This is a genomic window from Dolichospermum sp. LEGE 00246 (genome assembly GCF_015207865.1).
Lineage (GTDB): Bacteria > Cyanobacteriota > Cyanobacteriia > Cyanobacteriales > Nostocaceae > Dolichospermum > Dolichospermum heterosporum.
Genome location: NZ_JADEWA010000035.1, coordinates 1 through 21,896, shown reverse-complemented (window position 1 = coordinate 21,896; position 21,896 = coordinate 1). Strand labels below are relative to the sequence as shown.

At 37.0% G+C, this 21,896-nt stretch carries 30 protein-coding genes; 6 read left to right on the top strand and 24 right to left on the bottom strand.

All coding sequences use genetic code 11. The features are described from left to right. Positions 1-833, top strand: an 833-nt coding sequence (locus tag IQ228_RS04235; RefSeq protein WP_370566813.1) for a hypothetical protein, incomplete at its 5' end; no start/stop codon positions are given. Here the strand turns inward: IQ228_RS04235 and IQ228_RS04230 are convergent. Then, positions 834-1,346 (bottom strand): thermonuclease family protein, encoded by a 513-nt coding sequence (locus IQ228_RS04230; RefSeq protein WP_228043685.1) that lies wholly within the window; start codon positions 1,344-1,346, stop codon positions 834-836. 61 nt (positions 1,347-1,407) lie between these two features. Between IQ228_RS04230 and IQ228_RS04225 the strand changes: the two genes are divergently transcribed. After that, positions 1,408-1,590: a hypothetical protein gene (locus tag IQ228_RS04225; RefSeq protein WP_148279160.1), complete on the top strand. Its 183-nt coding sequence runs from the start codon at positions 1,408-1,410 to the stop codon at positions 1,588-1,590. A gap of 672 nt (positions 1,591-2,262) precedes the next feature. Here IQ228_RS04225 and IQ228_RS27320 read toward each other — a convergent pair. From IQ228_RS27320 to IQ228_RS04135, 18 genes are all read right to left on the bottom strand, one after another. Then, positions 2,263-2,322 carry a hypothetical protein gene (locus IQ228_RS27320; RefSeq protein WP_083881545.1) on the bottom strand — a complete coding sequence of 20 codons (60 nt, stop codon included), beginning with the start codon at positions 2,320-2,322 and terminating at the stop codon, positions 2,263-2,265. Positions 2,323-2,484: 162 nt separating this feature from the next. After that, positions 2,485-3,060, bottom strand: coding sequence for a DUF5131 family protein (locus IQ228_RS04215; RefSeq protein ID WP_228043684.1), 576 nt, complete (start codon positions 3,058-3,060; stop codon positions 2,485-2,487). After that, complete coding sequence (locus IQ228_RS04210) at positions 3,044-3,238, bottom strand: hypothetical protein (protein WP_193962234.1); 195 nt, start codon at positions 3,236-3,238, stop codon at positions 3,044-3,046. Before IQ228_RS04210 ends, IQ228_RS04215 begins: the two co-directional genes overlap by 17 nt. A 133-nt stretch (positions 3,239-3,371) precedes the next feature. Then, positions 3,372-4,754, bottom strand: coding sequence for an ISKra4 family transposase (locus tag IQ228_RS04205; protein ID WP_193962233.1), 1,383 nt, complete (start codon positions 4,752-4,754; stop codon positions 3,372-3,374). Positions 4,755-4,796: 42 nt separating this feature from the next. Beyond that, positions 4,797-4,961: a hypothetical protein gene (locus IQ228_RS04200; protein WP_193962232.1), complete on the bottom strand. Its 165-nt coding sequence runs from the start codon at positions 4,959-4,961 to the stop codon at positions 4,797-4,799. An 83-nt stretch (positions 4,962-5,044) separates the two neighbouring features. Beyond that, entirely contained in the window at positions 5,045-5,251 is a 207-nt protein-coding gene (locus tag IQ228_RS04195; protein WP_228043683.1) for a hypothetical protein, read from the bottom strand. 71 nt (positions 5,252-5,322) lie between these two features. Continuing rightward, the gene (locus IQ228_RS04190) at positions 5,323-6,039 is read right to left on the bottom strand and encodes a 3'-5' exonuclease (RefSeq protein ID WP_193962230.1); all 717 of its coding nucleotides are present in this window, start codon (positions 6,037-6,039) and stop codon (positions 5,323-5,325) included. A gap of 107 nt (positions 6,040-6,146) precedes the next feature. Then, positions 6,147-7,148, bottom strand: a complete 1,002-nt coding sequence (locus tag IQ228_RS26390; RefSeq protein ID WP_228043682.1) for a DUF5895 domain-containing protein — start codon at positions 7,146-7,148, stop codon at positions 6,147-6,149. 97 nt (positions 7,149-7,245) lie between these two features. After that, positions 7,246-7,701, bottom strand: coding sequence for a hypothetical protein (locus IQ228_RS04180; protein ID WP_193962229.1), 456 nt, complete (start codon positions 7,699-7,701; stop codon positions 7,246-7,248). 41 nt (positions 7,702-7,742) lie between these two features. Continuing rightward, entirely contained in the window at positions 7,743-8,201 is a 459-nt protein-coding gene (locus IQ228_RS04175) for a hypothetical protein (RefSeq protein ID WP_053541473.1), read from the bottom strand. 51 nt (positions 8,202-8,252) lie between these two features. Continuing rightward, positions 8,253-8,456, bottom strand: coding sequence for a hypothetical protein (locus IQ228_RS04170; RefSeq protein ID WP_053541474.1), 204 nt, complete (start codon positions 8,454-8,456; stop codon positions 8,253-8,255). A 45-nt stretch (positions 8,457-8,501) separates the two neighbouring features. Continuing rightward, positions 8,502-8,828: a hypothetical protein gene (locus IQ228_RS04165; RefSeq protein WP_193962228.1), complete on the bottom strand. Its 327-nt coding sequence runs from the start codon at positions 8,826-8,828 to the stop codon at positions 8,502-8,504. Positions 8,829-8,866: 38 nt separating this feature from the next. Beyond that, complete coding sequence (locus tag IQ228_RS04160) at positions 8,867-9,349, bottom strand: SLOG family protein (protein ID WP_193962227.1); 483 nt, start codon at positions 9,347-9,349, stop codon at positions 8,867-8,869. Positions 9,350-9,426: 77 nt separating this feature from the next. Then, positions 9,427-9,717: a hypothetical protein gene (locus IQ228_RS04155; protein ID WP_193962226.1), complete on the bottom strand. Its 291-nt coding sequence runs from the start codon at positions 9,715-9,717 to the stop codon at positions 9,427-9,429. Positions 9,718-9,799: 82 nt separating this feature from the next. Then, positions 9,800-10,243, bottom strand: a complete 444-nt coding sequence (locus tag IQ228_RS04150; protein ID WP_193962225.1) for a hypothetical protein — start codon at positions 10,241-10,243, stop codon at positions 9,800-9,802. A 104-nt stretch (positions 10,244-10,347) separates the two neighbouring features. Next, entirely contained in the window at positions 10,348-10,875 is a 528-nt protein-coding gene (locus IQ228_RS04145; protein ID WP_193962224.1) for a hypothetical protein, read from the bottom strand. 109 nt (positions 10,876-10,984) lie between these two features. Continuing rightward, a complete protein-coding gene (locus IQ228_RS04140) occupies positions 10,985-11,284 on the bottom strand; it encodes a hypothetical protein (RefSeq protein WP_193962223.1) in 300 nt (99 codons plus the stop codon). An 89-nt stretch (positions 11,285-11,373) separates the two neighbouring features. Continuing rightward, a complete protein-coding gene (locus IQ228_RS04135; RefSeq protein ID WP_015078269.1) occupies positions 11,374-11,730 on the bottom strand; it encodes a hypothetical protein in 357 nt (118 codons plus the stop codon). 369 nt (positions 11,731-12,099) lie between these two features. On the opposite strand from IQ228_RS04135, the gene IQ228_RS04130 reads away from it, so the two are divergent. Next, a complete protein-coding gene (locus IQ228_RS04130; protein WP_027405009.1) occupies positions 12,100-13,059 on the top strand; it encodes a hypothetical protein in 960 nt (319 codons plus the stop codon). A 126-nt stretch (positions 13,060-13,185) separates the two neighbouring features. On the opposite strand, the gene IQ228_RS04125 is transcribed toward IQ228_RS04130, so the two are convergent. From IQ228_RS04125 to IQ228_RS04115, 3 genes are all read right to left on the bottom strand, one after another. Next, positions 13,186-13,527 (bottom strand): hypothetical protein, encoded by a 342-nt coding sequence (locus IQ228_RS04125; RefSeq protein ID WP_041457533.1) that lies wholly within the window; start codon positions 13,525-13,527, stop codon positions 13,186-13,188. A 133-nt stretch (positions 13,528-13,660) separates the two neighbouring features. After that, positions 13,661-14,026, bottom strand: coding sequence for a hypothetical protein (locus tag IQ228_RS04120; protein ID WP_193962222.1), 366 nt, complete (start codon positions 14,024-14,026; stop codon positions 13,661-13,663). A 182-nt stretch (positions 14,027-14,208) separates the two neighbouring features. Then, complete coding sequence (locus tag IQ228_RS04115) at positions 14,209-14,433, bottom strand: hypothetical protein (protein WP_148762674.1); 225 nt, start codon at positions 14,431-14,433, stop codon at positions 14,209-14,211. A gap of 86 nt (positions 14,434-14,519) precedes the next feature. Between IQ228_RS04115 and IQ228_RS04110 the strand changes: the two genes are divergently transcribed. The 3 genes from IQ228_RS04110 to IQ228_RS04100 all read left to right on the top strand — a co-directional run bounded on the left by IQ228_RS04110 (position 14,520) and on the right by IQ228_RS04100 (position 19,711). Then, positions 14,520-16,133: a hypothetical protein gene (locus tag IQ228_RS04110; protein WP_193962221.1), complete on the top strand. Its 1,614-nt coding sequence runs from the start codon at positions 14,520-14,522 to the stop codon at positions 16,131-16,133. Between the two features lie 41 nt (positions 16,134-16,174). Beyond that, a complete protein-coding gene (locus IQ228_RS04105; RefSeq protein WP_193962220.1) occupies positions 16,175-18,829 on the top strand; it encodes a hypothetical protein in 2,655 nt (884 codons plus the stop codon). Positions 18,830-19,195: 366 nt separating this feature from the next. Continuing rightward, positions 19,196-19,711 (top strand): HU family DNA-binding protein, encoded by a 516-nt coding sequence (locus IQ228_RS04100; protein WP_193962219.1) that lies wholly within the window; start codon positions 19,196-19,198, stop codon positions 19,709-19,711. A 166-nt stretch (positions 19,712-19,877) separates the two neighbouring features. On the opposite strand, the gene IQ228_RS04095 is transcribed toward IQ228_RS04100, so the two are convergent. Together IQ228_RS04095 and IQ228_RS04090 are read right to left on the bottom strand one after the other, a co-directional pair. Beyond that, complete coding sequence (locus tag IQ228_RS04095) at positions 19,878-21,158, bottom strand: Calx-beta domain-containing protein (protein WP_193962218.1); 1,281 nt, start codon at positions 21,156-21,158, stop codon at positions 19,878-19,880. A gap of 67 nt (positions 21,159-21,225) precedes the next feature. Continuing rightward, a complete protein-coding gene (locus tag IQ228_RS04090) occupies positions 21,226-21,726 on the bottom strand; it encodes a hypothetical protein (RefSeq protein ID WP_193962217.1) in 501 nt (166 codons plus the stop codon). Positions 21,727-21,896: the final 170 nt, after the last annotated feature.

Below are 21,896 nucleotides of genomic sequence, written 5' to 3'. Positions count from 1 at the left end.
GAATTATGAATCCAGAACTAGAGGCATATCAAAATGAATTTATAGAAGCCATACCGGGGTTTATTTCAATTGTTGACTTAAATCTGACGTATCTTACGGTTAATAACAAACTATCTGCTTTGTTTAACTTAGAGAAAGAGAATATTAAGGGAATGCTGGCTGGTAGAAGTTGCAAAAAGCAAAGTGTGCAAATGCAGCAATTACTTGACTCCCCAGTGGGAACTGAAATAACTTGGGAGTATTATTTTGAAGGTACTTGTTTAGCTGTTTCCTCTAAACGACATGAGTTTTTTATTGTCAATCAAGCTGTTGATATTACTGAAAGAAAAAATCTAGAGGAAAAACTTAAAGCATCTAATGAGAGAAATGGAATATTACTCAGGGCTATTCCTGAAGCTATTAAGTCAGGGGCGGGAAGACATTCTACTGATGAGTTAGAATTTCTTGTTAAATCTTTAACTGAAAATCCCATTGTTGACCGACAATCAATTGAAACATTAATTAGATTAGAAGTTCAAGTTAGGGAAAATTCTGCCAAAATGCAACAAGTCGAAAAAATGCTTTTTTGGGATGATTCTTCATTGATGAGCAGAGTCAAAGCATTAGAGGTTTATCAACAAAACGATGATGAGAACTGGGAACAACTTGCAGAAAGCAGAAATAAAATCAATGATTTATCTAAAATTATGGAGATTATTACTAGCATCCCTGGTGGGTTAAAATCTTGGCTAATAGTGTTTATTATCCTCCAAATGACAGGAATCTTTGTTATAGATTTGGGTGTGAGATTATTGAACTTAGAACACTTCATACCCATTGAAAGAAAACAGTAATTATAGTTTTAAGCTTTTGATTTCGTGGGGTAACATGAATTTATCCTCTTTCCAAAACCCAGACTTTAATTTATAAGCTTTTGCACAGTTTTTAATGATTCCTGTGTACAAACTTAATTCTCTTGTCGTCGGAAAACTGTAATATTGAAATGGTAAATAATAAGCACACATTCCCGCCAAACACATTTGTAATTGAATATTAGTTGATGCTGAAACTGTGCCAACATACCAATCACATAACCACCGATTATATTGATCAAGTTCGTAGGGAATAATTATCAAGGGTTTTCTAGTGATTAAACTTCCAAGAAACTCTTTAGATTTTATTGCCCATTCCCAATGTTTTAATATTTGGGGGTTATCACTATATTGTCCGGGTTTCTGCATTTCTGGGGCATCAATCCACCTGGCACGACTATGAAAATCTTGTCCTTCATAATTGAGTTTGAGGGTATCCCCATCAGCAATAAATTTCAGGGTGGGTTTGATTCTTTGATTTGGTACAATCATCATCTTTTTCTAACATTATAACATAAACAAACAACTTATTTGGGGACTCGGTTTATTGGGGGTGTTGGGCATCGTTCTCATATTAATATCTGGTAAAAATCCCCCCAATAGCGAAACTTACACAGTATTAGAGGAATTATTAGTGCAAGGACTGGCTAAACTAAAACAGGATAATTGCCCCAATCAAAGTTCCCTGGAAACTGCCAAAACCATTGCCAAACAAAATAAAATTGGGGTCTGGAAATAACCCCATAACTATTACGCATTAACTAAAACAGGTTCAATCCAAATCCGTTTTGATTGTTTCCATTTATTATCACCAGATGGTTCTAAAACCCGCCAATGTCCCCGTCGCCAGTGAGTATGGGGTGATGAATGAGTACCACCGCTACCCTCAGATTTACTTTGATAACCCTTACCTAACCATCTAGCCCGACGAATATTGGGGTTCTTAATCACACCGAAACCCTGGGATTTGGCAATAATTTCACCATCGGAAACTTCGGTATTTAGACTTGGGGAATACTCCAAAGACAACAGAATATTAAGCACAAGATTTCTTACCCTGTCTAAAAATTCCCTGTCAGCTTCGTCAATGGTATTCCTACCAAGATTATTGTCATCGTTGTAACTCAAATCACCGTTATCTGTAACCTGACAACTAGACATCCACACAGTTTCTTTGCTGCTGGTTGTGGACCAATCAAAGTGCAAGTTTCCAGTCTGAATATCTGGGATTTGAATATCTCTCCACTTCCCTGTTCCCCATTCTGGATGTTGGTTATTTGTACAGTGAACCACCAAATAATCTATATCCCCACTGGGTGATTGTAATACTTTGGGCAACGCTATCAAAAATGTCGGTAATGATGGTTTCCAGCCTGTTAATACCCCTGGTTTATGAAGAACATCGGTATTATCAAAAGCATGAAATAACTCTGGGGTAATGCAATAAAGGGGGGCATCCTGAACAAACCATAATGACATTCGATGACTATGAATAAACGCCGAAAAGTCAGCATTAGCAAATTCGACATCGCAGGTTGATCCCACCCCGACAATACCGCTTAATTCATCCCAGGAAATATAACCTTTGGGGGTTTGATAATTCTTTTCAGCACGGATTTGTTTAAGCAGTTTTTTATTGATTTTCTCGAATTGGTAACTTGAGTTCCGTTTCCTCTAAGAATCTGCAACTTTCCTCAACCAATTTGCGTACCCGTTTTGTTAATTTAGTTTCTAGTATTTCGGATTTAGCTTTCACCAATGCAGATTGAATCTTTTGGAGACGGTCAGGACTGGTGAAATACTGGTGCATAATTTCCGGGCGTTTGGTGAGAATTTGGTAAATGTTCCACCGGGCGATGATCATGTATGCCACAGCTTCATCTATGAAATCGAAGGGGACTTTTTCGTGAAATAAATCCCCCAAATTAGCGACAAATACGAGTTCGGGTTTTTCCCAATTTCCCCATTCCAAAATCCATTTTAAGCGTTGGGGTTGTAGGTTAATGTGTCCTGTCCATTGGAGTTTACCATTGGTTGATTTCCTAACTGTTCCTGCAAAAACATCAGAGATTTTGGGGTTCGGATGATGTGAATGAATCCAACTTTCCAACACTGCATAGCAATTCGCGCAGCCATCCGAATCAGGGTCACAGCCCGTTACTATTGGCCATGTATTCCCAGTCCATTCAATATTAGAATCTTTGCTCATTTTTAACCTCCAACATTTTCCTCAATGTTTGTTCACTCAGGTAAAGGTAACGCTCACTATAGGTATCCGGGGCAGCATAGAAAAATCCAATTGTAATTTCGCATTTCTCACCAGTAATGTAATCAACATTTTCTTCATCATCACTGGATGTCTTGATATCAAAATCATCTATTTGCATACTTACTCCAAACTATTCAAAAGTAACCAAAATCATTAAGTGACAACATTAAAAATAAGCCGGGATAAACCCAGCCTATTTATTATTTACTTGCCATAGATATTACCTTCTGGTATATATTCATCGGGCGCATCTAAGGCTTGGGGGATGCGGAAAAAACAGGAGAAAATAGCTCGTCAAAGCGACCATTAACCCAAGCCAATCGTAGATGTAACAAATGGTTAAAACCAGGTTCGCTCCAACGCATACCAACACCTTTAAAACGTTGCTGAATTAACCACTTACAAGCACTTTCTACCATACCGCTACCCAAAGGTAAACCTAATTCCTTATAACGCTGATAGTTGATATGTGACTGATGTGTAAGAAGATAATTATGAACATTGGTTAAAGTTCTGCGAACATCAGATGAAAATCCGCGAAATTGAATAGTTTCAGCTAACTTGGCAATTACTTGCGCTTCGAGACCATGACGCAGTTGATGCCGCAAATACTTAAACCATTGATGAGCTTTAGTAGTACGACCATCATAAACTGCCGATGCCGCTTTCCACAGGTTTTGTGCGGCATGATAAAAGTCTAAAATAGCAATGGCACTGACAGCAAAGCATTGATGATAAAGATTCCAAAACCCCTTACCACCATCACTAATCCACACCAATTGGGGTGCTGACTGCCATTGTTGTCGCAGTGCTTCTAGCATTAAACGTGGACGCAGAGCATCAATATCTCCTAACACAGCGACCAATCTGCGTTGGTGTAGACGGAAAAACTCCCTACCTTTACGGGTGACACTTTGTCCTAATCTGGACAAAATAGCCACTTTTACCTCTCGCCACTGGGTTTTCCCATCAGGTTTACCCGGATGAGGACGCATGGGTATCATTACTCCGTCTGCACCTATCACTAACGGCATTTTTGCTATTGCCTGAGTCATTATCTCCGGTGTTGGCGGATTCCCAAGGGATAGTTGGTTTATCTCTGTTTCCAGTTTCGCCATTGCCCGCTTTCCCATGCTTTGTACCCAATTCCATATCGTCTTTGCACTGATTTCTACTCCCGTTAATTGGTGTAATATTGTTCTTACTGTTTCAAACGGCAGAAATACCGCTAATAAGCACCCCATTTGTACTAATTCCCAGCTAGTTTGTTGGCATGGTTCTATCTCTAGGACTTGATCTAATGGGGCTATTTGCGTTTCTTTACATCCATCAGGGCATCGCCCGACTCTTCTTGACCACGATACTTGCCCTAACAGTGTTTCCATCTGTCTTGGTCGCATTCCTTTACTTCTCAACCGCTTTCCGCAATGGTTACAGGTTGGCCAATTGTTTGGCTGCTCTGCTCTTACTGACAATTCTTGCTCTACAATTTCCTTGCCTACTCCCAGTCCTAACTTCCATGATCCTCTGACTATTGATGCTAAAGACTTAGCTTCTCTGATTTCCTTTATCTCCTGTGTCCATTTCCCGAATGGCACATCTAGTTTTTCTAATACCGATAGTACATCTAGCATTTTCTGTACGACAAATATTTTCTGCTTTTACTATCGGTTAGCTTATCTAACTTTCTTACTTATCTCCTCTATCTTTCGGTATCCCCCACCCGCTCTCTGCGCCCTTAAACTACATTCACCTTTACGCCCATCTTTAACACATTGTTCTAATTTGCTAAAAATTGATGCTCCAGATAAATTATTTTCGGAATCAACTTGATGAGTCATTATTTTCTCCTTAAATTACAATTTAGTTATCATCACTAACAAGCGACAGCAAAAAACCCAGGGTTTCCCCTGAGTTATTACAGTTAAACCTCCCCAATCATCCAAGCCTGAAAAGGAACACTAGACCAATCGGGTCTTAATATTTCAAAGAGTTCATTAGCTTTCACTGCTAACTCATTTTGTTGATGAATGATATTAATTAACTGAGAACAAACGGAGTCTAATTCTTCAAAAGTACCAATACCATCATTGATTTTGGTTTCTAATTCGTTCAGGATATTTGGGTTCATAATCATTACAAAAAACACCAAAACCCTGAAGCGATAGCGCCCAAAGCAAAGAATACTCTGGGCATTTCTATTTAGATAATCTCAACCCCAAATTCCAAGGTTTTCACAAACTCATTAAACCGACATTCACGGAGTTTCTTAGTCCATACTTTGCGATCGCCATCCCAATGAAACCTAGCATTACTAGCCAAACTACGAGTTTCATATTCAACCAATGCCTTCAACTCAATCATCGGTGAATTGGAGACAAATATCGCTTGGTTCACTATTTCTGGTAATATCTGTTTACGCCGATTAAAGCATTCCACCAATAACCGGACATCATCACCAGCCCTGTGTACTGTGCTGACACCGATACCCATCCACAAAGCTAAATCAGTGAGTTTGTAACTGTCATTTTTAGCAGGATAACCCCAATCAAAATCCTTCATGGCACATAACCAATCAGGAGTAAAATTAGTCCATGAAAAATCATCATCAATCAATAGTTTATCTACTAATGGTGCATCAAATTCAGCATTAAAAGCAACTGTATAATCAGCACAAGCAGCCATTCTTTTTAATAAGCTCATAGACTCGTCAACAAATGGATTTTTAGTTGTCAACTCCCAAGCAATGCCATTAACGAACTCTGCGGGGTTTTCTGTCACTGGTAACACTGTGGAAACACTACAAATCGCCCCGGTTTCCCTGATATTCTCACCAACTTGATACAAAGTTGCTGCAATCTCACATACCTTTGCATCATTAATATCGGTGGTTTCGGTGTCAATAATTAATAGTTTCATTGTCTACTCAGGTGTTTAAATAATCACTTTCTCTAAGCGATAGCACTCCTTAAAAAAAAGACCCAAGGTTTCCCCTGAGTCCTTACTTGTCCGTGAATCCTTAATGACTACTGTTGACTTTCTGGTAATGCCAACTTAGTAGGTGCTGGTAACAAAGCCTTGACGGTTTCATCAAAGCCTAAGCTAGTATCATACTTTTCCAACACCGCAGACATTTTAGTTCTTGTTCCCATAAACAAAGCTGGGAAGTTTTCTTCATCGGGGTGAATGTAAGTCCCTACTTTGCAGCAGAATGACCGATTTTTACCTTCACCTTCCTTAACACCTTTAAACTCCACATCAACAACACACAATGACCGCCATCTATCATCTTTACCACTGGGTTTCTTGTTGAGCATTCTGGCAAATGTCAATTCAGCCTGAGAGTAATACTGTTCCAAAGCTTCTCGTAAACTCCACAGCGATACATTCTTGAATCTGATTCTAATTGGGGTTTCATGGAGAAAATTGTTGGCATTATCTAGAAACATTATTAAATGCTCTGAAACTGCACTCATCATTTTCTTGTCAATTTCTTCAGAATATTCGTCGTACCAACCAATCATTATTCCTTCTAATTCTCGGTTATCTTTCAAATCAGTTTTATATCTCAAATAGGGACGCACATTACCCAAGATTATCATTCTAGCATTGGTAATAAATAATCCTTTCTCAACACCACCTGATAAATCCTTTTCAACTATTTCGGGAGTTCCAAACCATCCAGCTTTTGCTAAACTCTTTTCAGGAATGAATAACCCGGCTGTTTCCTCATTGATGACAATTCCATAAGGAAATCGCTTAGTTCTTACACAATTAAACTCTTCTCCCATTAATGCAGGATCTATTTCAAATTCAGAACTAACATCTGGTTCTTGATTCATTTCATCAACTGTATCTTCAAGATTCTCCGTTACTTCATTAATTGTGGATTCAGAATTTACGTTAACTTCATCAACTCCATTTTGAACATTATTCCCAGTCATTTCATTAACTCCATTTTGAACATTATTCTCAGTCACTTCATTAACTCCATTTTGAACATTGTTAGCGGTTCTTTTTCTAGTCATAATCAAAATTGAAAGACATTAACATCATTTAGTTTCATAGAAACCAACATCAAAAAGCGATAGCATTAGAGACAAGGTTTCCCCTATCTCCTAACTATTACGTCAATAGATTCACCGATGTATCCACCAAAGCATGACCACTATTATCAATCAGTGTTTTCATCCGTTCTTCGAGTCCTGGTTTTCCTCGAACACCGGAAAAGTGATAATCAAAGAATTCACTTTGCTCCTCAAATTTCACTAAACTAATGGTGGTGATTACTCCGCATAATTCCAGTTCTGATTCAATTTGTTTTCTGTATTGTAACCAAGGATTCAAAGCATCTGTAGCCCCGCTATTTAGCAGTGCATAACACCAATTACTTTGCATATCAAGAAACGTTATTTGCACCCAATTCTGTGCAGGTAAATGGGCAAATGGTTTACCATAAACTGGTTGTGATGCCCATAATATAATCATCTTCAAAGTTGCACCAATGTCACTCAATTCCTTGCCAACTTCCAGGTAAACTTTCCCTGTTTTACGATTAAATCTATATCGTCTTAATTCCATTGTGTCACATTGAAATCACCAATACTACAAAGCGATAGCATTCAATCGTTCAAAAATACCGATAAATTGGGGTCTAAATACAATGTTGATTCCCGGTGTTCGTGGTATTGTCGTTTGAGATTGGTAATGCGGCGATCGCTCAATAATCTATCCCGTTGTTTCTCCAATAATTCAATCTGTCCCTGGAGGTCTTCAATCTGAGATTCAATTTCTGCAATTTGTTCAGAATTTTTATTAGCTAATTCCCCAGTAATTCGGTGAATATCCTCATCTAATCTGGCTAATTTGGTATCTTCTTTATTAGTAGAAAACTTTTTCCTGAAAACTAAAACAATTCTGCCATCTTTGTTGTTATAAACCGCCTTGTTTTTAGCAGTTGCAACGATTTCAAGAGCTTCAGAAATAGCATCTGGCATCACCACCTCAATTTCTGCTGAGATTTTATTGACGGAATTTCGCAGACTCAATAACAAATCCAGTGCTTTATGTGATTTATTCATGGTAATATTGAGAGTAAATGACCAGTGTTTTCACACCAGTCACTTTGTTTACTATTGGTTGATAGATTCTTGTTCTTGTGATAGAATTGAAGTTAAGGTTTCTACATCAAAATCTAATAACCCCTTGGCACTTTGTTGAAATAGTTTGAACTTTTGCAGTGCATAATCTGAACTAACAAACCCGGTTCTTTCCAGGAATTGTTCATAATTCATTTTCCAATATGCACGGGATAAACTTTCTAGAAATTCATTCATTGGTTAATACCAAAAACAACAACACCACTAAGCGATAGCATTAACTCATCTCAATCTCACTATCCTTTTATCCAGTGAATGTTGTCGAGATACCTGATTAAATACTTTGCGGATATCTGTAATTCTCAGATTCTTGTAACTGGTAGTCCCAATACCCAATCGTTCCCACACACCAATTTGCTGGAAATAAACGCAGAGATAATATCCATAATCAGGCCATATTAATACTGGACATTGAATGCCTGTATAATAATGTTGAAACTCCCGCACTGGTTTACCTAAATCCTTGAGACTACCCTTATTGATTAGCCAGAAATCTGCGTCTGCAAAATCATTTTTGACAATCCAATTAAAACAAGACTTATTTTCCATTGCTTCCCAAAACTCAGCAGAATCGGGAAGCGATAGTGTTAGAATAAACTTAGTTGCTGGGGTTCAATAACTTTGATTTCTAAAGTTCGGGGATTAAATTGAATGATGAGAATATTTTTAACAGTCGCTAAATTCACACTCAACGCTGTCCCCCCAGTCAACCGTCCATCATAAACAGCCAGACACAAATCAGAATATTTAACCATCCATTGATCACGGGCTTGCATGACACCAGGGGCGTATTCTGGATAAAGGACAATCTTGTTGGATGCAGACTTCAGGAGTTCTTTGTATTTAACTTTCTGTTGCAGACTCCATAATCTGTCCTGATCTTTACAAGGAATCACCGCAGTCCAATTAAGTTTTCGTTTAATTAACACCTCAGCCGCTAATTGGTCAGTTCCTAAAGCCATACCATTGAAAAACTCTGTCACCCCTCGTTTTAAAGCAATATCAATTAATTGGTTAATGGGGTCTTTAATATCATCAATGTTCCGGTGTCCAGTGAAAAACGCTTTCATAATGCTTGCATAAACAACACTACAAATAAGCGATAGCAATTAATAAAAGTCCCTAGATAAACTAGAGACTATTCAAATTATTCTATGTCATGTAATTCTTGAGCTTCCTGAATAGATTTAATAGTGCTTTCCAGAAGTTTATTAATCAATTCAGTCCGTGTTTGATACGGTATCATGGGATTATCCAGGTTTTCTATTTGGAACTTCACTGCTAAAGTATTATTCAAAGCGATCGCTAAATTATTTCGCATTTCATTATCCCGCTTTTCGTATTCATGAACTTCTGCCAATTCCCAATCTTCTGGTTCATATTTTGTTACAGAAACTGGCATTCCATGAGCTTCATGATATTCAGTATATTGTGACATAATGATATTACAAAAACACCATCGTCAACAAGCGATAGCATTAAATAACCCCAATCTCATGATTGAGGTTAATAAGTATAAATTAATCATTCCTGAAAGAATTAAATAACGCTTTTTCAACATTATTTCTACTTTCAATTTCACCCAATTTAGCTAATGCAGCATCTAAACTCTGATAAGTAGCACAACAATAGAGATGACGCTTTTCAAATATCCCATAATAGCCGGTGATACCTTGAGCTTTACCTGCTTTAGTGATATCTGTACACCACTTCACATAAATGCGATTACCAACAGTAGCTAATTCTCGTTTAATCAGTTCCTGTTCTTTGATGCGATCGCCGATTTCTTTAACTGCGATAATGACTTCTTCACGGGTGTTAGACCACCAATGACAATCTTCACTTTTCACCAAAACGTCATCAATATATATTTCATAAGCCCATACGTTTTGACGCATAGATTCACGATAATATTGACGGAGATTGCGAATACTGCCTTGGATTTCAGGGGCTTGATAAAACATGATGAATACCAAAAAACAACGCTCCCTTTCCGCGATAGCGCCCCCACAGATAAATGAAAAATAACTCCAATCTATTACTAAACTGGAGTTATTTATGTTTACAACTAAACTATTGGGAAATAACCTTTCTCTTGATTCAACTGCCAGAGATTAATACTAAATCTTTCTTCACTCAGAATTTTAGTTACTCCATGAAGTTTCTTACAATTAAACTCAATAATATCTCCATCATTAAGTTGATAATCTTTGCCATCATAATTAAATATACAACTACCAAGATTCACAGTTCTAGCGATCGCTCTAGAATAACTATGATCCCGATGTGGTATAATCAATCCGGTACTTTGAATATTACCAATCTTGCCACCAAAAGTTAACAAGCCGATATTAGTTCCGGGATAAACTCGCTGACAGAAATTCCAAAGTCTATCATTATGATAAGCTTTAGTAATTGTACCTGGAGTTCTCAAATCACACTCATGAAATAACCAAAGTCTATATCTGCCTTGAGCGTAACTACTAACATCGCTAGTCATTAAATTCACGCTTTCTCTACAAAAGCTTCTTAAATCAGCTAAAGTTTCAGATTTAACTTTACTAATTAATTTCAAATCACTGGGGTTAGGATTCATGAAATTCTCCAAATTACTCAATTTCCCTCAGCGATAGCGCCCCAACGACTAAACATCAAAAAAGTCCTGACAGTGGGAGTCAAGACTATTAAACTAAATGACTAAATGACTAAATGTGAGCTAAAATCTTACCAACTTCATCATATTCATCATTACGATGTGGTGGGTATTCTTCACTTTCATCGCTGGTGAAGTTCACATTCAGGAAATGATTTTTACCGTGATAGTAATTACCTACAAATAAATCACAATTATGATGATATAATAGAAGTTGATGATTAGTTAAATAGGGTTGAATATTATCACGTTCAAAGCGAAGTTTTTCAGTGAGTTTATCAAAGTCAATACCCTTTTTCTTATTGGGTTCAGGTAAACGACTACCAAATTTACTGGGGATATTAATAGCCATAAATTCCTCATGTTAGATAATCAAAAACGGAAAGTGATAACATTAAAAAAAAGCCCTAATCCCCAAAGGAGACTAGGACTATAAACTAATTAGTATGGAATGTTATCTGGTTGATTACCTTCAACATAATCAACACTGGCAGGTTTGTTATCAAAACTAGCGGGTTCATTACCAATACCAGTAGCTCGATTACGTTTCTGATAATATCTATTCCTTTCAGCAAGTAAGTCATCTACGGTATAACCTAAACCTGCAATAAACTTATCAAACTTGGCTTGATCCATCTTATGAATGTCATGAGTTAACCATTCTGCTTCAAAGATTTTATAACCTTCCTCACCTTTAACACGATTATCAATCTTGTACTGTTCCCAAGCCAAAACTCGAATTCCATCCTTGAGTTGAGAAAGTTTCTTGTCAGCTTTGGAAAGAATGTTGATAGCCATAACAAAACCTCGAAAACAACGCCCCCTCTGCGCGATAGCGCCCCTACCGATAACTTCCGGGTAACTCAAGACTATGGCTTACGCCACGCTGCGCTATCAATGCCAATAGGGGGCTGATTACCTATGTTTACAATGCTGATAATATTGATAATACTTCGGGGTTCTCAAGTGAATGAGCAGTGAAGCGATAGCGAAGCGCTCCGTAGGAATCGCCAAACCATACTAAATTATCAACGCCAGGGGCATTATTAATTATACTAAATTTTGCAGTATATAAATCTCAGACAATATCATACTATTGACAACAAAATTAATGGTATCATAAAGAAGTTGGGGATTTATTATAAATCCCAAAAACCGGGGGCAAATATGACAGAAGCAACAGCGAACTATGATCAAACATGGAAAGAAGCTATAGGACAATATTTTGAATCATTTCTACAATTCTTTTATCCAAAAATATACGAACAAATTGACTGGAGTAAACCCCCTATTTCTTTAGATAAAGAACTAGAACAAATTACTGCATCTAGTCAAACAAAAAAACGTTATGCGGATAAATTGTTTCAAGTCTGGTTATTGAATAATGAAATAATTTGGATTTTGATTCATATAGAAGTCCAAAGTCAATATGATAAACAGTTTCCTCAAAGAATGTTTATCTATAATTATCGTTCATTTGATTTATTTAATAAACCAGTAATAAGTTTAGCAATATTAGGAGATGAAAACAAAAGTTGGCGACCAAATAGTTATGAATACGGTTTAGGGGATAGTGAAGTTAAAATCAAATTCAGTACAGTGAAACTGCTAGACTATCAATGGGAAGAACTAGCTGCAAGTAACAATCTGTTTGCTATAATAGTAATGGCACATCTGAAAACCAAAGTCACTACTAAGGACTTAACGCAAAGAGAACAATGGAAATGGAACTTAGTCAGACCATTGTATCAAAAAGGCTTAACTAAATTTGACATTATTAATTTAGTCAAGTTCATTGATAAAATGATGACGTTACCACCACCATTGCAATTAGAGTTTAACCATAAATTAGAACAACACGAAAAGGAGTTAAATATGCCTTTCCTCAGCACTATTGAAGAACTTGCAGAAGAAAGAGGACAAGTAAAAGGTGCTAAAGAAACCTGCCAACAAAACATTTTTGATTTACTAGAAAATCGCTTTGGTACTTTACCTGAAAAATTAATGGAAACTCTCAAAGAAATTAATGATTTAATGGCTTTAAAAAACCTACATTTAAAAACCATTAGCGTTAATTCACTGGATGAGTTTCAAACATTAATTAACGCAGTATTACAGCCAAAATAATGCTGTTATGTCCCTGATTTATGATTTTATCAAAAGTCAGGGATAAACAAGCAGAATACTAATGTTCAAAAATTATTACTCTTAGTATCTAGCAATTGATTAAATGTAGACAATTGTTTGAATTAATTATTCAGGTAAACAAGAAATCACTTCCAAATCAAGTTCCTTACCTACAGATTCAATTTGTTTCCATACTTCAGCATTATCAACAAACAATCGTTTCACATAGAGTCTGAGTTTAGTATCAGGTAATGACAACATTCTCATCCCCAAATTCTCGGCATCCTGTTTAACGGTTCTCACAGATTCCAATAAATCATCACCATATTTTGTTGCTAAAGTCCCTTGCACACCCCATAATTGGGCATGACTTTCATCCTCAAAATCAACTTGGGCAATCCATTTGTTATCATCACCGGGATACATTTGATAAATACCAATTCCAGTGGTGAATAATTGTCCAATCATGATACAATCCCCTATATTATTGAACATTAAGCAATAGCATTACCGATAATCAATAACGCTATTTGCTATTTGTTATTGCTGGTTTCAATCCTCAATTACCTTAATTGGTAACTGTCACCTGCATTTTCAAACATTATCCAATTTCCCCATGAATCAACTCAACAACAGATTCAGCGAGTAACCCCCTCACCTTAATCTCCAGTGGAAATCTGCGGACTCGTTTGGATTGTCGGGGTGTGCCGTCGTCTCCCTCGAAATAGCCATTATTGACAATTACCCAATCTCTAAATCTGGGGAACTCTTGTTGTTTCAAACCAATGTAAGTGATAAAGCTAGTGAATCCTGAGCTTTCATCGGTGGATTCTGGCCAATGAAACTTGTTTGAATAAGTACCCACAATGGTAATGCGATCGCTAAGTTCCACCACCTGATAATTTCCATGTGGACTAACTTGTAACACCTTGCCTTCAATACCCGCAAAATTGATTGTGTTCATCATTAAAATCTCAAAAACACCAAGACTAAAAAGCGATAGCATCAATGATTTTTGTAATCTTCATCTAACTATGCAAAAGTTGATTTTATTAGTGCTTGTGTTAAAATCAAACAATGGCTAGATTTCAGTTAATAGATGATGAAGTGCTGGGAATAGATTGACTCATGCCTATTCCCTTTTTTCTACTAATCCTGATCTGAATAACTATCAAACCAAATTATTTCATTATCAGAAAACCCAATCATCCTAGCCAAACCGTCTTCACAGTTGACAATTAACTTACCTGAACCTGAAATATCAACAACTCCAGTAATTCGGGGTTCATTCAATAGTATATTTAATTGCTCAACAGTGAGTTCAATTGATTTTAAAGGGTTGATTCCTGTACGTTTAACGAATGCAGTGGTCATGATATTAACTAACAACAACACAACCCCAAAGCGATAGCATTAGCATCCTTAACATATTTTTATTTACTAAATTAAATTGATAGACCATGACACCAGAAGAAGTTTTAAGTCAAATAACCGATGGAATTTGGGTGAACAAGGGTGGGTTAAGAGTCCCCACAGAAGTTGTGCAAGCTTTGTCAAATAAAGAGGATTGGTTTGATTCAATTCAACCAGTAGTTTACTCGCAAGATAATTTACCTTCACTAAAAGCGATTATTAATTACTTTTCTAAATCAGAATTAGACGATGAAGTTGGCTATGCTTCTGCGGAAATCCTACAATCTTGTTATGGTGTAAACAAAGTTTTTAATTCTAAAGTACACGGTAATCCAAGTGCGGTTGGACAACAAAAACTTGATGCAATTGGACAACGCCCAGCGAATATCGAAACTTATAAAGCGTCCGTAGAAGTTAATAATATATTGATTAATTGGAAGCATATTAATAGTAGTGGTTATGATAACGATGATTCAGTTTATGACAGAATTAAATCTGTAGAACAAGTAAATAAAGATTGGTTTTCTCAACAAATTGAAGATTTAAAAACATTAATGCTCAATGCTTATGATAGTTTATTATCCCAATTTGATGAACAAGAAGACCCTGTACCACAGGAAGTAAGGAATCACTTTGTGGCAATTAGGGAGAAAACAGAGCAGGAATTTCCATCGGCGATCGCTGATTTCCCCCAGGACAACCTCAAAATTGTCAATATATTTCAAGGACTCCTAGATAAAGTCAAAGAAGAACTTGCGGATGCTTTACAAAAAATCAAAGAATTGGTTTTAGGTAAAGATGAATCCAAGACAGCACGGGCAGAAGCGAGACAAGAACACAAGGATAAATCAGGACTGTTGAAGTTTCTGAAAAGCAAGATTGTTAATCCTGCAATTAACGGTATCAAAAAACTATGCAGAAAAGTGGGGAAATTGTTATCTAATAAAGAAGAAAATAATTATAAAGAAGACACAATTAAATCACAATTTGGAAATATTTCTAGTGCTTATGGTGCAATTGTTCCTGTGGATATACCGACAACAATCAACGCCATTGAAGTATTGAAAAAGATTACCGAAAGTATTCTGACAACATTTATTTTAAAGGGAGTGCAATTACCGGGAGTTTTCGTTGAAGCGTTAAAAAATACTACGATTTCTATAATCTTAAAACGATTGGATATTCCCGGAGGTGAAGCAATTCGTTATATTACTGGGGGATTACTAAGAACAGTAAAAGATTTATTACCAGCAGTTTTCAATAATACTGGAATGTTTGCGGGGGCATGGGGTTTATTAACAGCTTGCGCTCCTTATATTTTAGCAGCAGCAATCCTGGTGATTATTGCTATCAAAATGGCTAAAAGAAATCAACTCGGTGATTTTATCTTGATACTGGGATTATTGGCATCCCAAACAGAACCCGATATCTGTTGTGCCAGGGTAATTGGTGACGAGAAAATGGAGGATATACAAACATTGAAAGAGGGATTTATTACCGAAACCAATAAGAATTATGACTTTATTTATGCCTTGACATTCAAAAATGAAGAACTTGCCAGAAGTTTGGATATATCACAGGAAACTCCGGTGATTATCCCCGAAGCAGCGGCTATCACAATTAAAGAAGGATTATCAAGTTTAGAATACATGGATTTTTAACAAAGCAGGATTATCAAGTTTAGAGTACATGGATTTTTAATATGACTACATTATTCACAAATACCCGCTATATCGAAGATGGTTCAGTCGGCACAATCGCCACCGTTACTGAATGGTCAGTGTGGAATTGCACTGAAAATAAATGGTCAAATGCACCTAAAGTAGTCTTACGAAATATATTATTAGCAGGGTTACATCCAAAATTAGATTTTTGTATTGGGGAAATAGAAACAACAGAAACCAAAGCATCAGCATTAAACGCATTTAAACCCAAAGGTTATCAAGCAGCATTCTTTCTGGATTTAGCCAGTGGTTCTAGAAATCATGGGAGATTCACATTCACTAATGAAAAAACCATCGGTAAAAAGTATTTTGGGGAAACAGCTAAAGACCAATGGAAACGTATAATTTACGGTAGCATTTTGCATACTGGTTGTAAGAAACTGGTATACAAACAAATGAAATATGTAGTAGTAGATGATGAAAATAAAGATGCAGATGGTAACGACTTAGATGATGCAGTCAATAATATTCATTGGGAAACTGGGGATAGTCACGCCAAAGCTAGTAAAGCACTGATGCAATTATTGGGACTGCCATTACAACAATTTAATCCAGATACTGGAGAAGACGAAGAACTTGAACCTGATGAAAATAAACCCTTACAATTTAGGGCAGCATTCAGAAACAACGATAATTTAGTAGAATGGATTGGTAAGGGTACTGTTGGTTATAACCCCAAACTCGATGACTCTGAATTTGATTTAGTCATTCCCTTATCTTCACTCAAAGGTAATAAACCAGCGTTAGGTAATCATCAAGGTAAACTATTATTTGGTTTGGTGTTTGAAGGGGAATTACGCCGGGCTAAACCAGGATGGATGTTACTCCAGTGGTTCTCATTTGAAGTGCTACAAAAAGATAATATCATCAGCAAATTAGAAGCTAAATGCGATCGCCTATCCCAAGCCTATAATTCCATCACCGATCTAGCCGAAATCCTGAGAATTGACCAATCAGAAGCGGAGGCAGAAATCGAAGAAGGTAGCGATAAACTTCAATCCGAAGCTGAATATGAAAACACGATGATTCGGATTATTAAAGCCGATAAAGCGGGTCTTTTACTGTTACATCCCTATGTGGTAACTCGTATCAAAGAACGCATGAGGGCTGTATGGTTAAATTTAGCTAAAGCTGCGGGTATCCGATTCTATTCAACAATGGCACAACCGGATGAATCCCTGGCTCATTATCATGTGGTATTACCTGACGGTCGAATCAAGGGTAAAAAAGTATTCTGCGCCCCCGACTTTGAACCAGGTGAGTACATAGTGTTCTGTAATCCCATGCGACATTGGGGGGATTGTCAACTCTGGGAAAACAAACATGAGGGAACTTACATCAACGCTACCGGCATTATGGCCGCACCCCGCAAACTACTACTGAACTTAGGGCGTGATACGGATGGTGATTTTATACAGTTAATTAAATCTTCTGCGTATCCGAATATGAGGAATGCGATCGCCAATTTTGAAGAACCCCCAGCCACGAAGAAATTCCCGAAGATGGCGTTACAGGGGAATCTCCAACAGATTGCGATTAATAGCATGAATGATATGACGGGGATTGTGGCCTCATTGTTAGCCCGCGCCCGTTCTGGTGGTTGTGAACAGGTGGTATTGAATATTCCCGCCGGTGGTGAACAAAAACAAGATGAGGAAATGCCGATTATTGATTTCTTATCTCAGCAGGTACAAATTGCTGTTGATAGTTTGAAGTCTGCATATCCTAACAATAAAAACGGATTAGATGCGGTTAGGGATTTTTTAAATGAACAGGGTGCAGAATCCCCTTGGTTAAAAGACTTCAAAGATAAGGAGTGTTATCTAAGTCGTAAATGCGCTGTTAAAGATGATGCTTTAGACACAATTTCTAGACTGGTGCAAACTGTTAATAGTTATTGGAAAGCCCCAGACCTGAGACTAGATTCTTCACCCAGAACCTACGAGAAAGTGCTATTTGGTAATGTTGAATATGCACCGGCACAATTAGAGAAAGCAATGGCTGACCGGACAGAATATCGGGCGGCGATGAAAAAAGCTATTCTTTGGAAAGAAGAAAATGATGATAGCACCCGCATGATCCGAGAAGTTTCCGAACTGTTTAAAGTCAGTAAAGAAAGTATTTATAACACACCCAAACCCGACGGCAGTTTATACCATCCTGAATCATGGGTTGCTGTGTATTGGAAAGTTGCACATCAAGCGGAAACTGGTGAAGCCGGCATGGTGTTTACAATGTTTGCAGATGAGATTATAGAAAAGTTGAAAAATATGCAGCCTGAAATAGCCAAAGTTTTAAAAGTCTACGCAGTTCAACATGGTAGTTGGTCTGCCCCTAAAGCAACACCTTGGAAAGGTCAGACAGTACAAATCCGTTCTAAAATTATAGAGCAGGGAGGTAAACAAAAATTAGCAATTGAGATGCAATTTCCTGATGCTAAACAACAATTTGGCTGGCATCATCTAGGATTAGTTGGTGAACAATATCGTCCTTATTACCCCCCAGGACTTACGAAAACTATGTTGGCATATAGTACAAGATTTGTAACTGCAACTGGGAAAACAAGTGAACTGACATTATTTGATCCCAATATGGACAAGGAAGATATCAAGGATTTTCTGACTTTTAAATAATCTTAAAACAATCCTAATGATTCAGCATAAGTAGGTTGGCGTTAAAAATTGTCGTTATGACAAGGGAACAGGTTTTGGACAACTTTACATACCGTTACATACCTTTAAATTTTTCTGTTCACCTACTTATAGGCTAAATCAGAGTTTTGGGGTCTTTCTTAGTAATTGATGAAGAACTGGCTTCTCTATATTCTTGCTATCACCAATATTGCTGATTCCTGATTTCTGATTCTTGATTCTTGATTCTTAATTCCTAATTCCTGACTCCTGAATTCTTACAAAAAATCTTACTTACTACTTGTCAAATCCACCTGTTTTTGAGTAATAATTAAATCATAATCTGATGCTGTTAAATAATACGAAAATATGAACGCCAACCTATCCGAATATTTGCAACAATCCACAGGATACAGTGAAGTAACTGTAAAAAGTGTGCTTGAATCTTTCTATAAATTTATTCAAGTTTCTCTTCGTGAGGGTGAGGAAGTGAGAATAGATAAATTTGGGGTTTTTTCCTTTAGAGATTTACCAGAACGTAAAGCCAGAAATCCCCGGACTGGTGAACAAATTGATGTTGATGCTAAACGCAAACCAACTTTCAAATTTTCTAAAGGTTTTGATATCCAACCTGACCCAGCAACATTGCCAATAATTGAAGCAATTAAGCATAATAGTCCGCCAATTCCCCCAATTCCCACAGAATTATTAATCTCAAATAATCGCAGTTGGTTTATGAATATTGATAATCAACCTGTGGAAATACTTGAATCAGAATTAATCTCCAAAGGATTAACAACAATCACTCCATTATGGAGCAATATCACTGGCTGGAAACGTGCTGGTGAAATTCCTGAAATTGGGTATTTATTTAAGGTTGCTTAACTTAACTAATTAAGGTTTTGGATCTTAGCTATCTAAAATCCAAAACCCTAAATCATAGTAAAACTAATTGAAAATTCTGCTGTTATACATTTGATAATTTGCATTAGCATTAGCATTACCACCAACTACTAATTTATCTTTTGTGTAGTTAAAATCAGTTTGGTAATTACCAAGTGAATATTTTTAGTCCGTATAATTTACCGTCAAAACTTTGGAAATTTCCTATAACCAGTCCATTTGCAGTGTTGTATGTTTGCGTAACTGGTTTTGATACTAAGACTCCATTTACATCTAGTGTTACTACATTGTTGGATCTAATTATTTTGATAGTATCGAGTGTTAACTCCCCCGATACAGAATTTGGGATTGTGATTACATTATTCTGCCCAACGCCAACATCAAAGCACCAATCTGAGCCATCTGGACGCAGATTTAATAATCCGTCTGGCTCAACTCCCATGATATTAGAATATTGGGGATCAATTGCTAATTTAATTTCTATGGCGAAATCTGCATTAAAGTTTTCCTCTATGCCCTTGATGGTTAAAGAAGATGATCTTTTGACAAAGGACAGATGCTCACCTAATGAATCTATTCCAGCAGTCACATTATTAGCCAAAATGCTCAAACCATTGGCTAACATAGTAGCCATATTTAATTGATAAGATTTATCAAAAAGCGTAGGTGTAGGTGTAGGCGTTGGTGCAGGTGTAGATGGAATAAACACCTCACAGACCTTGACAACACCATACAAGGGGTCTGAACCAAAGAAGGCGACATCACAAGTCCCAGACCCACTCACTGTTTTTTCAATCCAGGTGTTGTTGCGTCCATAACGAACGTGCTGCGACTCGCCGACAGTAAAAGCACCCCCTTCTCCAGCCACTTGTACCCACGAACCTGCCGGAGGCGTTGGTGTTGGTGTTGGTGTGGGCGTTGTTGGCGTTGGTAAACTTGCCATTATTTCCTGATATAACCAATTCTTAAAATCTCCAAATTTAACACCAGTGTTATTTCCAGGAACTGGATTATAAATAGAGATAATATCAGAATCCTTAATTGCACTTGCTTGAAGCACAGTCACAGGTAATGCTTGATCATAAATCACCAATTGAGCAGTTTTTACTGGGGCATATTTAGCACCTTTAATGCTAGAAAGAGATAATGTTAAAAATTCATCTCCTTCGGTGTACATATCTTGAATTGGTTTGATATTGACAAATTTAGGAGTTACATCACCATCTACCCAAGTTAAAACCTGATTAATTTTATCTATATCTTTACCTACGGTGGCAGTTTCAGTTTTGGCAGTAACTTTAACTGATACATTCCCTGTTGCCCCATCTTTACGTAATACCTGTACCTGTTCTGTCAACCATTCACCGGATTCAGTGATTTTATAAATTGGTTGACTAAATTGTAAAATTCCTGCTGTTGTTGTTGGCATTTTTAGATTCCTATTGTTTCAAAAAATAACCCCGAACTAACTTGTAGTCCGAGGTCATAAAAGCGGTCTAAGTCTGAGTTAACAATGCACTGGCATAAACAGTTTCCGTTCCCACTGTTCCCACAATAAACATTCCCACACTGGGGTCAGCAGGAGCATCAACATAATAGATTTTAGGATTGGTGACTTGTTTAAACGCTGCATACAGTTGGACATAATATTCAACTGATTCTGCTTCTGCTGCTAACGTTTCCAAACTTGCAGTTCCCGCATCCAGTAATTCGCCTTGATCGTTCAATGCCTCAATCGCATTTAAAGCCAAGGGTTTAAATACTTCGTCTAAGGTCTTTTGAACAACCGTTCTGGTTTCCAAGAACTCTTTAGTGGGAGCAACCCCAGCATTTTTGGTACGCAGTGACCTATCCAAAGACAGGATTTTTTCATTATCTACAACAGCCTTAGTTGTGCTGATTTTCAAAGGAGAATCACTTTCAGATTGCCCCCAGAAATTATAGTCTTTGATGACTCCTCTGATATGAGAAGCAGCTTTACTCGCAGTTAAAAACATTGTAAATCCTCGTCATTTCAACTTTGGGTATTTTAACTAAAAATGAGAAATTTAACAGGGAATTTTAAGTTGTTAAAACTAATTTTCCCCAGACATTTTCTAGATAAATACTGGATATAAACGTTAATATTTTTATGAGAATCAATATTTAATTAGACTTAGTTCTCAAT

What these genes read in the sequence shown, in the direction of transcription:
- IQ228_RS04230 (WP_228043685.1), bottom strand. Translation starts at nt 1,346, where the DNA reads ATGATGATTGTACCAAATCAAAGAATCAAACCCACCCTGAAATTTATT.
- IQ228_RS04215 (WP_228043684.1), bottom strand. Translation starts at nt 3,060, where the DNA reads ATGAGCAAAGATTCTAATATTGAATGGACTGGGAATACATGGCCAATA.
- IQ228_RS04210 (WP_193962234.1), bottom strand. Translation starts at nt 3,238, where the DNA reads ATGCAAATAGATGATTTTGATATCAAGACATCCAGTGATGATGAAGAA.
- IQ228_RS04205 (WP_193962233.1), bottom strand. Translation starts at nt 4,754, where the DNA reads ATGCTAGATGTACTATCGGTATTAGAAAAACTAGATGTGCCATTCGGG.
- IQ228_RS04200 (WP_193962232.1), bottom strand. Translation starts at nt 4,961, where the DNA reads ATGACTCATCAAGTTGATTCCGAAAATAATTTATCTGGAGCATCAATT.
- IQ228_RS04195 (WP_228043683.1), bottom strand. Translation starts at nt 5,251, where the DNA reads ATGAACCCAAATATCCTGAACGAATTAGAAACCAAAATCAATGATGGT.
- IQ228_RS04190 (WP_193962230.1), bottom strand. Translation starts at nt 6,039, where the DNA reads ATGAAACTATTAATTATTGACACCGAAACCACCGATATTAATGATGCA.
- IQ228_RS26390 (WP_228043682.1), bottom strand. Translation starts at nt 7,148, where the DNA reads ATGACTAGAAAAAGAACCGCTAACAATGTTCAAAATGGAGTTAATGAA.
- IQ228_RS04180 (WP_193962229.1), bottom strand. Translation starts at nt 7,701, where the DNA reads ATGGAATTAAGACGATATAGATTTAATCGTAAAACAGGGAAAGTTTAC.
- IQ228_RS04175 (WP_053541473.1), bottom strand. Translation starts at nt 8,201, where the DNA reads ATGAATAAATCACATAAAGCACTGGATTTGTTATTGAGTCTGCGAAAT.
- IQ228_RS04170 (WP_053541474.1), bottom strand. Translation starts at nt 8,456, where the DNA reads ATGAATGAATTTCTAGAAAGTTTATCCCGTGCATATTGGAAAATGAAT.
- IQ228_RS04165 (WP_193962228.1), bottom strand. Translation starts at nt 8,828, where the DNA reads ATGGAAAATAAGTCTTGTTTTAATTGGATTGTCAAAAATGATTTTGCA.
- IQ228_RS04160 (WP_193962227.1), bottom strand. Translation starts at nt 9,349, where the DNA reads ATGAAAGCGTTTTTCACTGGACACCGGAACATTGATGATATTAAAGAC.
- IQ228_RS04155 (WP_193962226.1), bottom strand. Translation starts at nt 9,717, where the DNA reads ATGTCACAATATACTGAATATCATGAAGCTCATGGAATGCCAGTTTCT.
- IQ228_RS04150 (WP_193962225.1), bottom strand. Translation starts at nt 10,243, where the DNA reads ATGTTTTATCAAGCCCCTGAAATCCAAGGCAGTATTCGCAATCTCCGT.
- IQ228_RS04145 (WP_193962224.1), bottom strand. Translation starts at nt 10,875, where the DNA reads ATGAATCCTAACCCCAGTGATTTGAAATTAATTAGTAAAGTTAAATCT.
- IQ228_RS04140 (WP_193962223.1), bottom strand. Translation starts at nt 11,284, where the DNA reads ATGGCTATTAATATCCCCAGTAAATTTGGTAGTCGTTTACCTGAACCC.
- IQ228_RS04135 (WP_015078269.1), bottom strand. Translation starts at nt 11,730, where the DNA reads ATGGCTATCAACATTCTTTCCAAAGCTGACAAGAAACTTTCTCAACTC.
- IQ228_RS04130 (WP_027405009.1), top strand. Translation starts at nt 12,100, where the DNA reads ATGACAGAAGCAACAGCGAACTATGATCAAACATGGAAAGAAGCTATA.
- IQ228_RS04125 (WP_041457533.1), bottom strand. Translation starts at nt 13,527, where the DNA reads ATGATTGGACAATTATTCACCACTGGAATTGGTATTTATCAAATGTAT.
- IQ228_RS04120 (WP_193962222.1), bottom strand. Translation starts at nt 14,026, where the DNA reads ATGATGAACACAATCAATTTTGCGGGTATTGAAGGCAAGGTGTTACAA.
- IQ228_RS04115 (WP_148762674.1), bottom strand. Translation starts at nt 14,433, where the DNA reads ATGACCACTGCATTCGTTAAACGTACAGGAATCAACCCTTTAAAATCA.
- IQ228_RS04110 (WP_193962221.1), top strand. Translation starts at nt 14,520, where the DNA reads ATGACACCAGAAGAAGTTTTAAGTCAAATAACCGATGGAATTTGGGTG.
- IQ228_RS04105 (WP_193962220.1), top strand. Translation starts at nt 16,175, where the DNA reads ATGACTACATTATTCACAAATACCCGCTATATCGAAGATGGTTCAGTC.
- IQ228_RS04100 (WP_193962219.1), top strand. Translation starts at nt 19,196, where the DNA reads ATGAACGCCAACCTATCCGAATATTTGCAACAATCCACAGGATACAGT.
- IQ228_RS04095 (WP_193962218.1), bottom strand. Translation starts at nt 21,158, where the DNA reads ATGCCAACAACAACAGCAGGAATTTTACAATTTAGTCAACCAATTTAT.
- IQ228_RS04090 (WP_193962217.1), bottom strand. Translation starts at nt 21,726, where the DNA reads ATGTTTTTAACTGCGAGTAAAGCTGCTTCTCATATCAGAGGAGTCATC.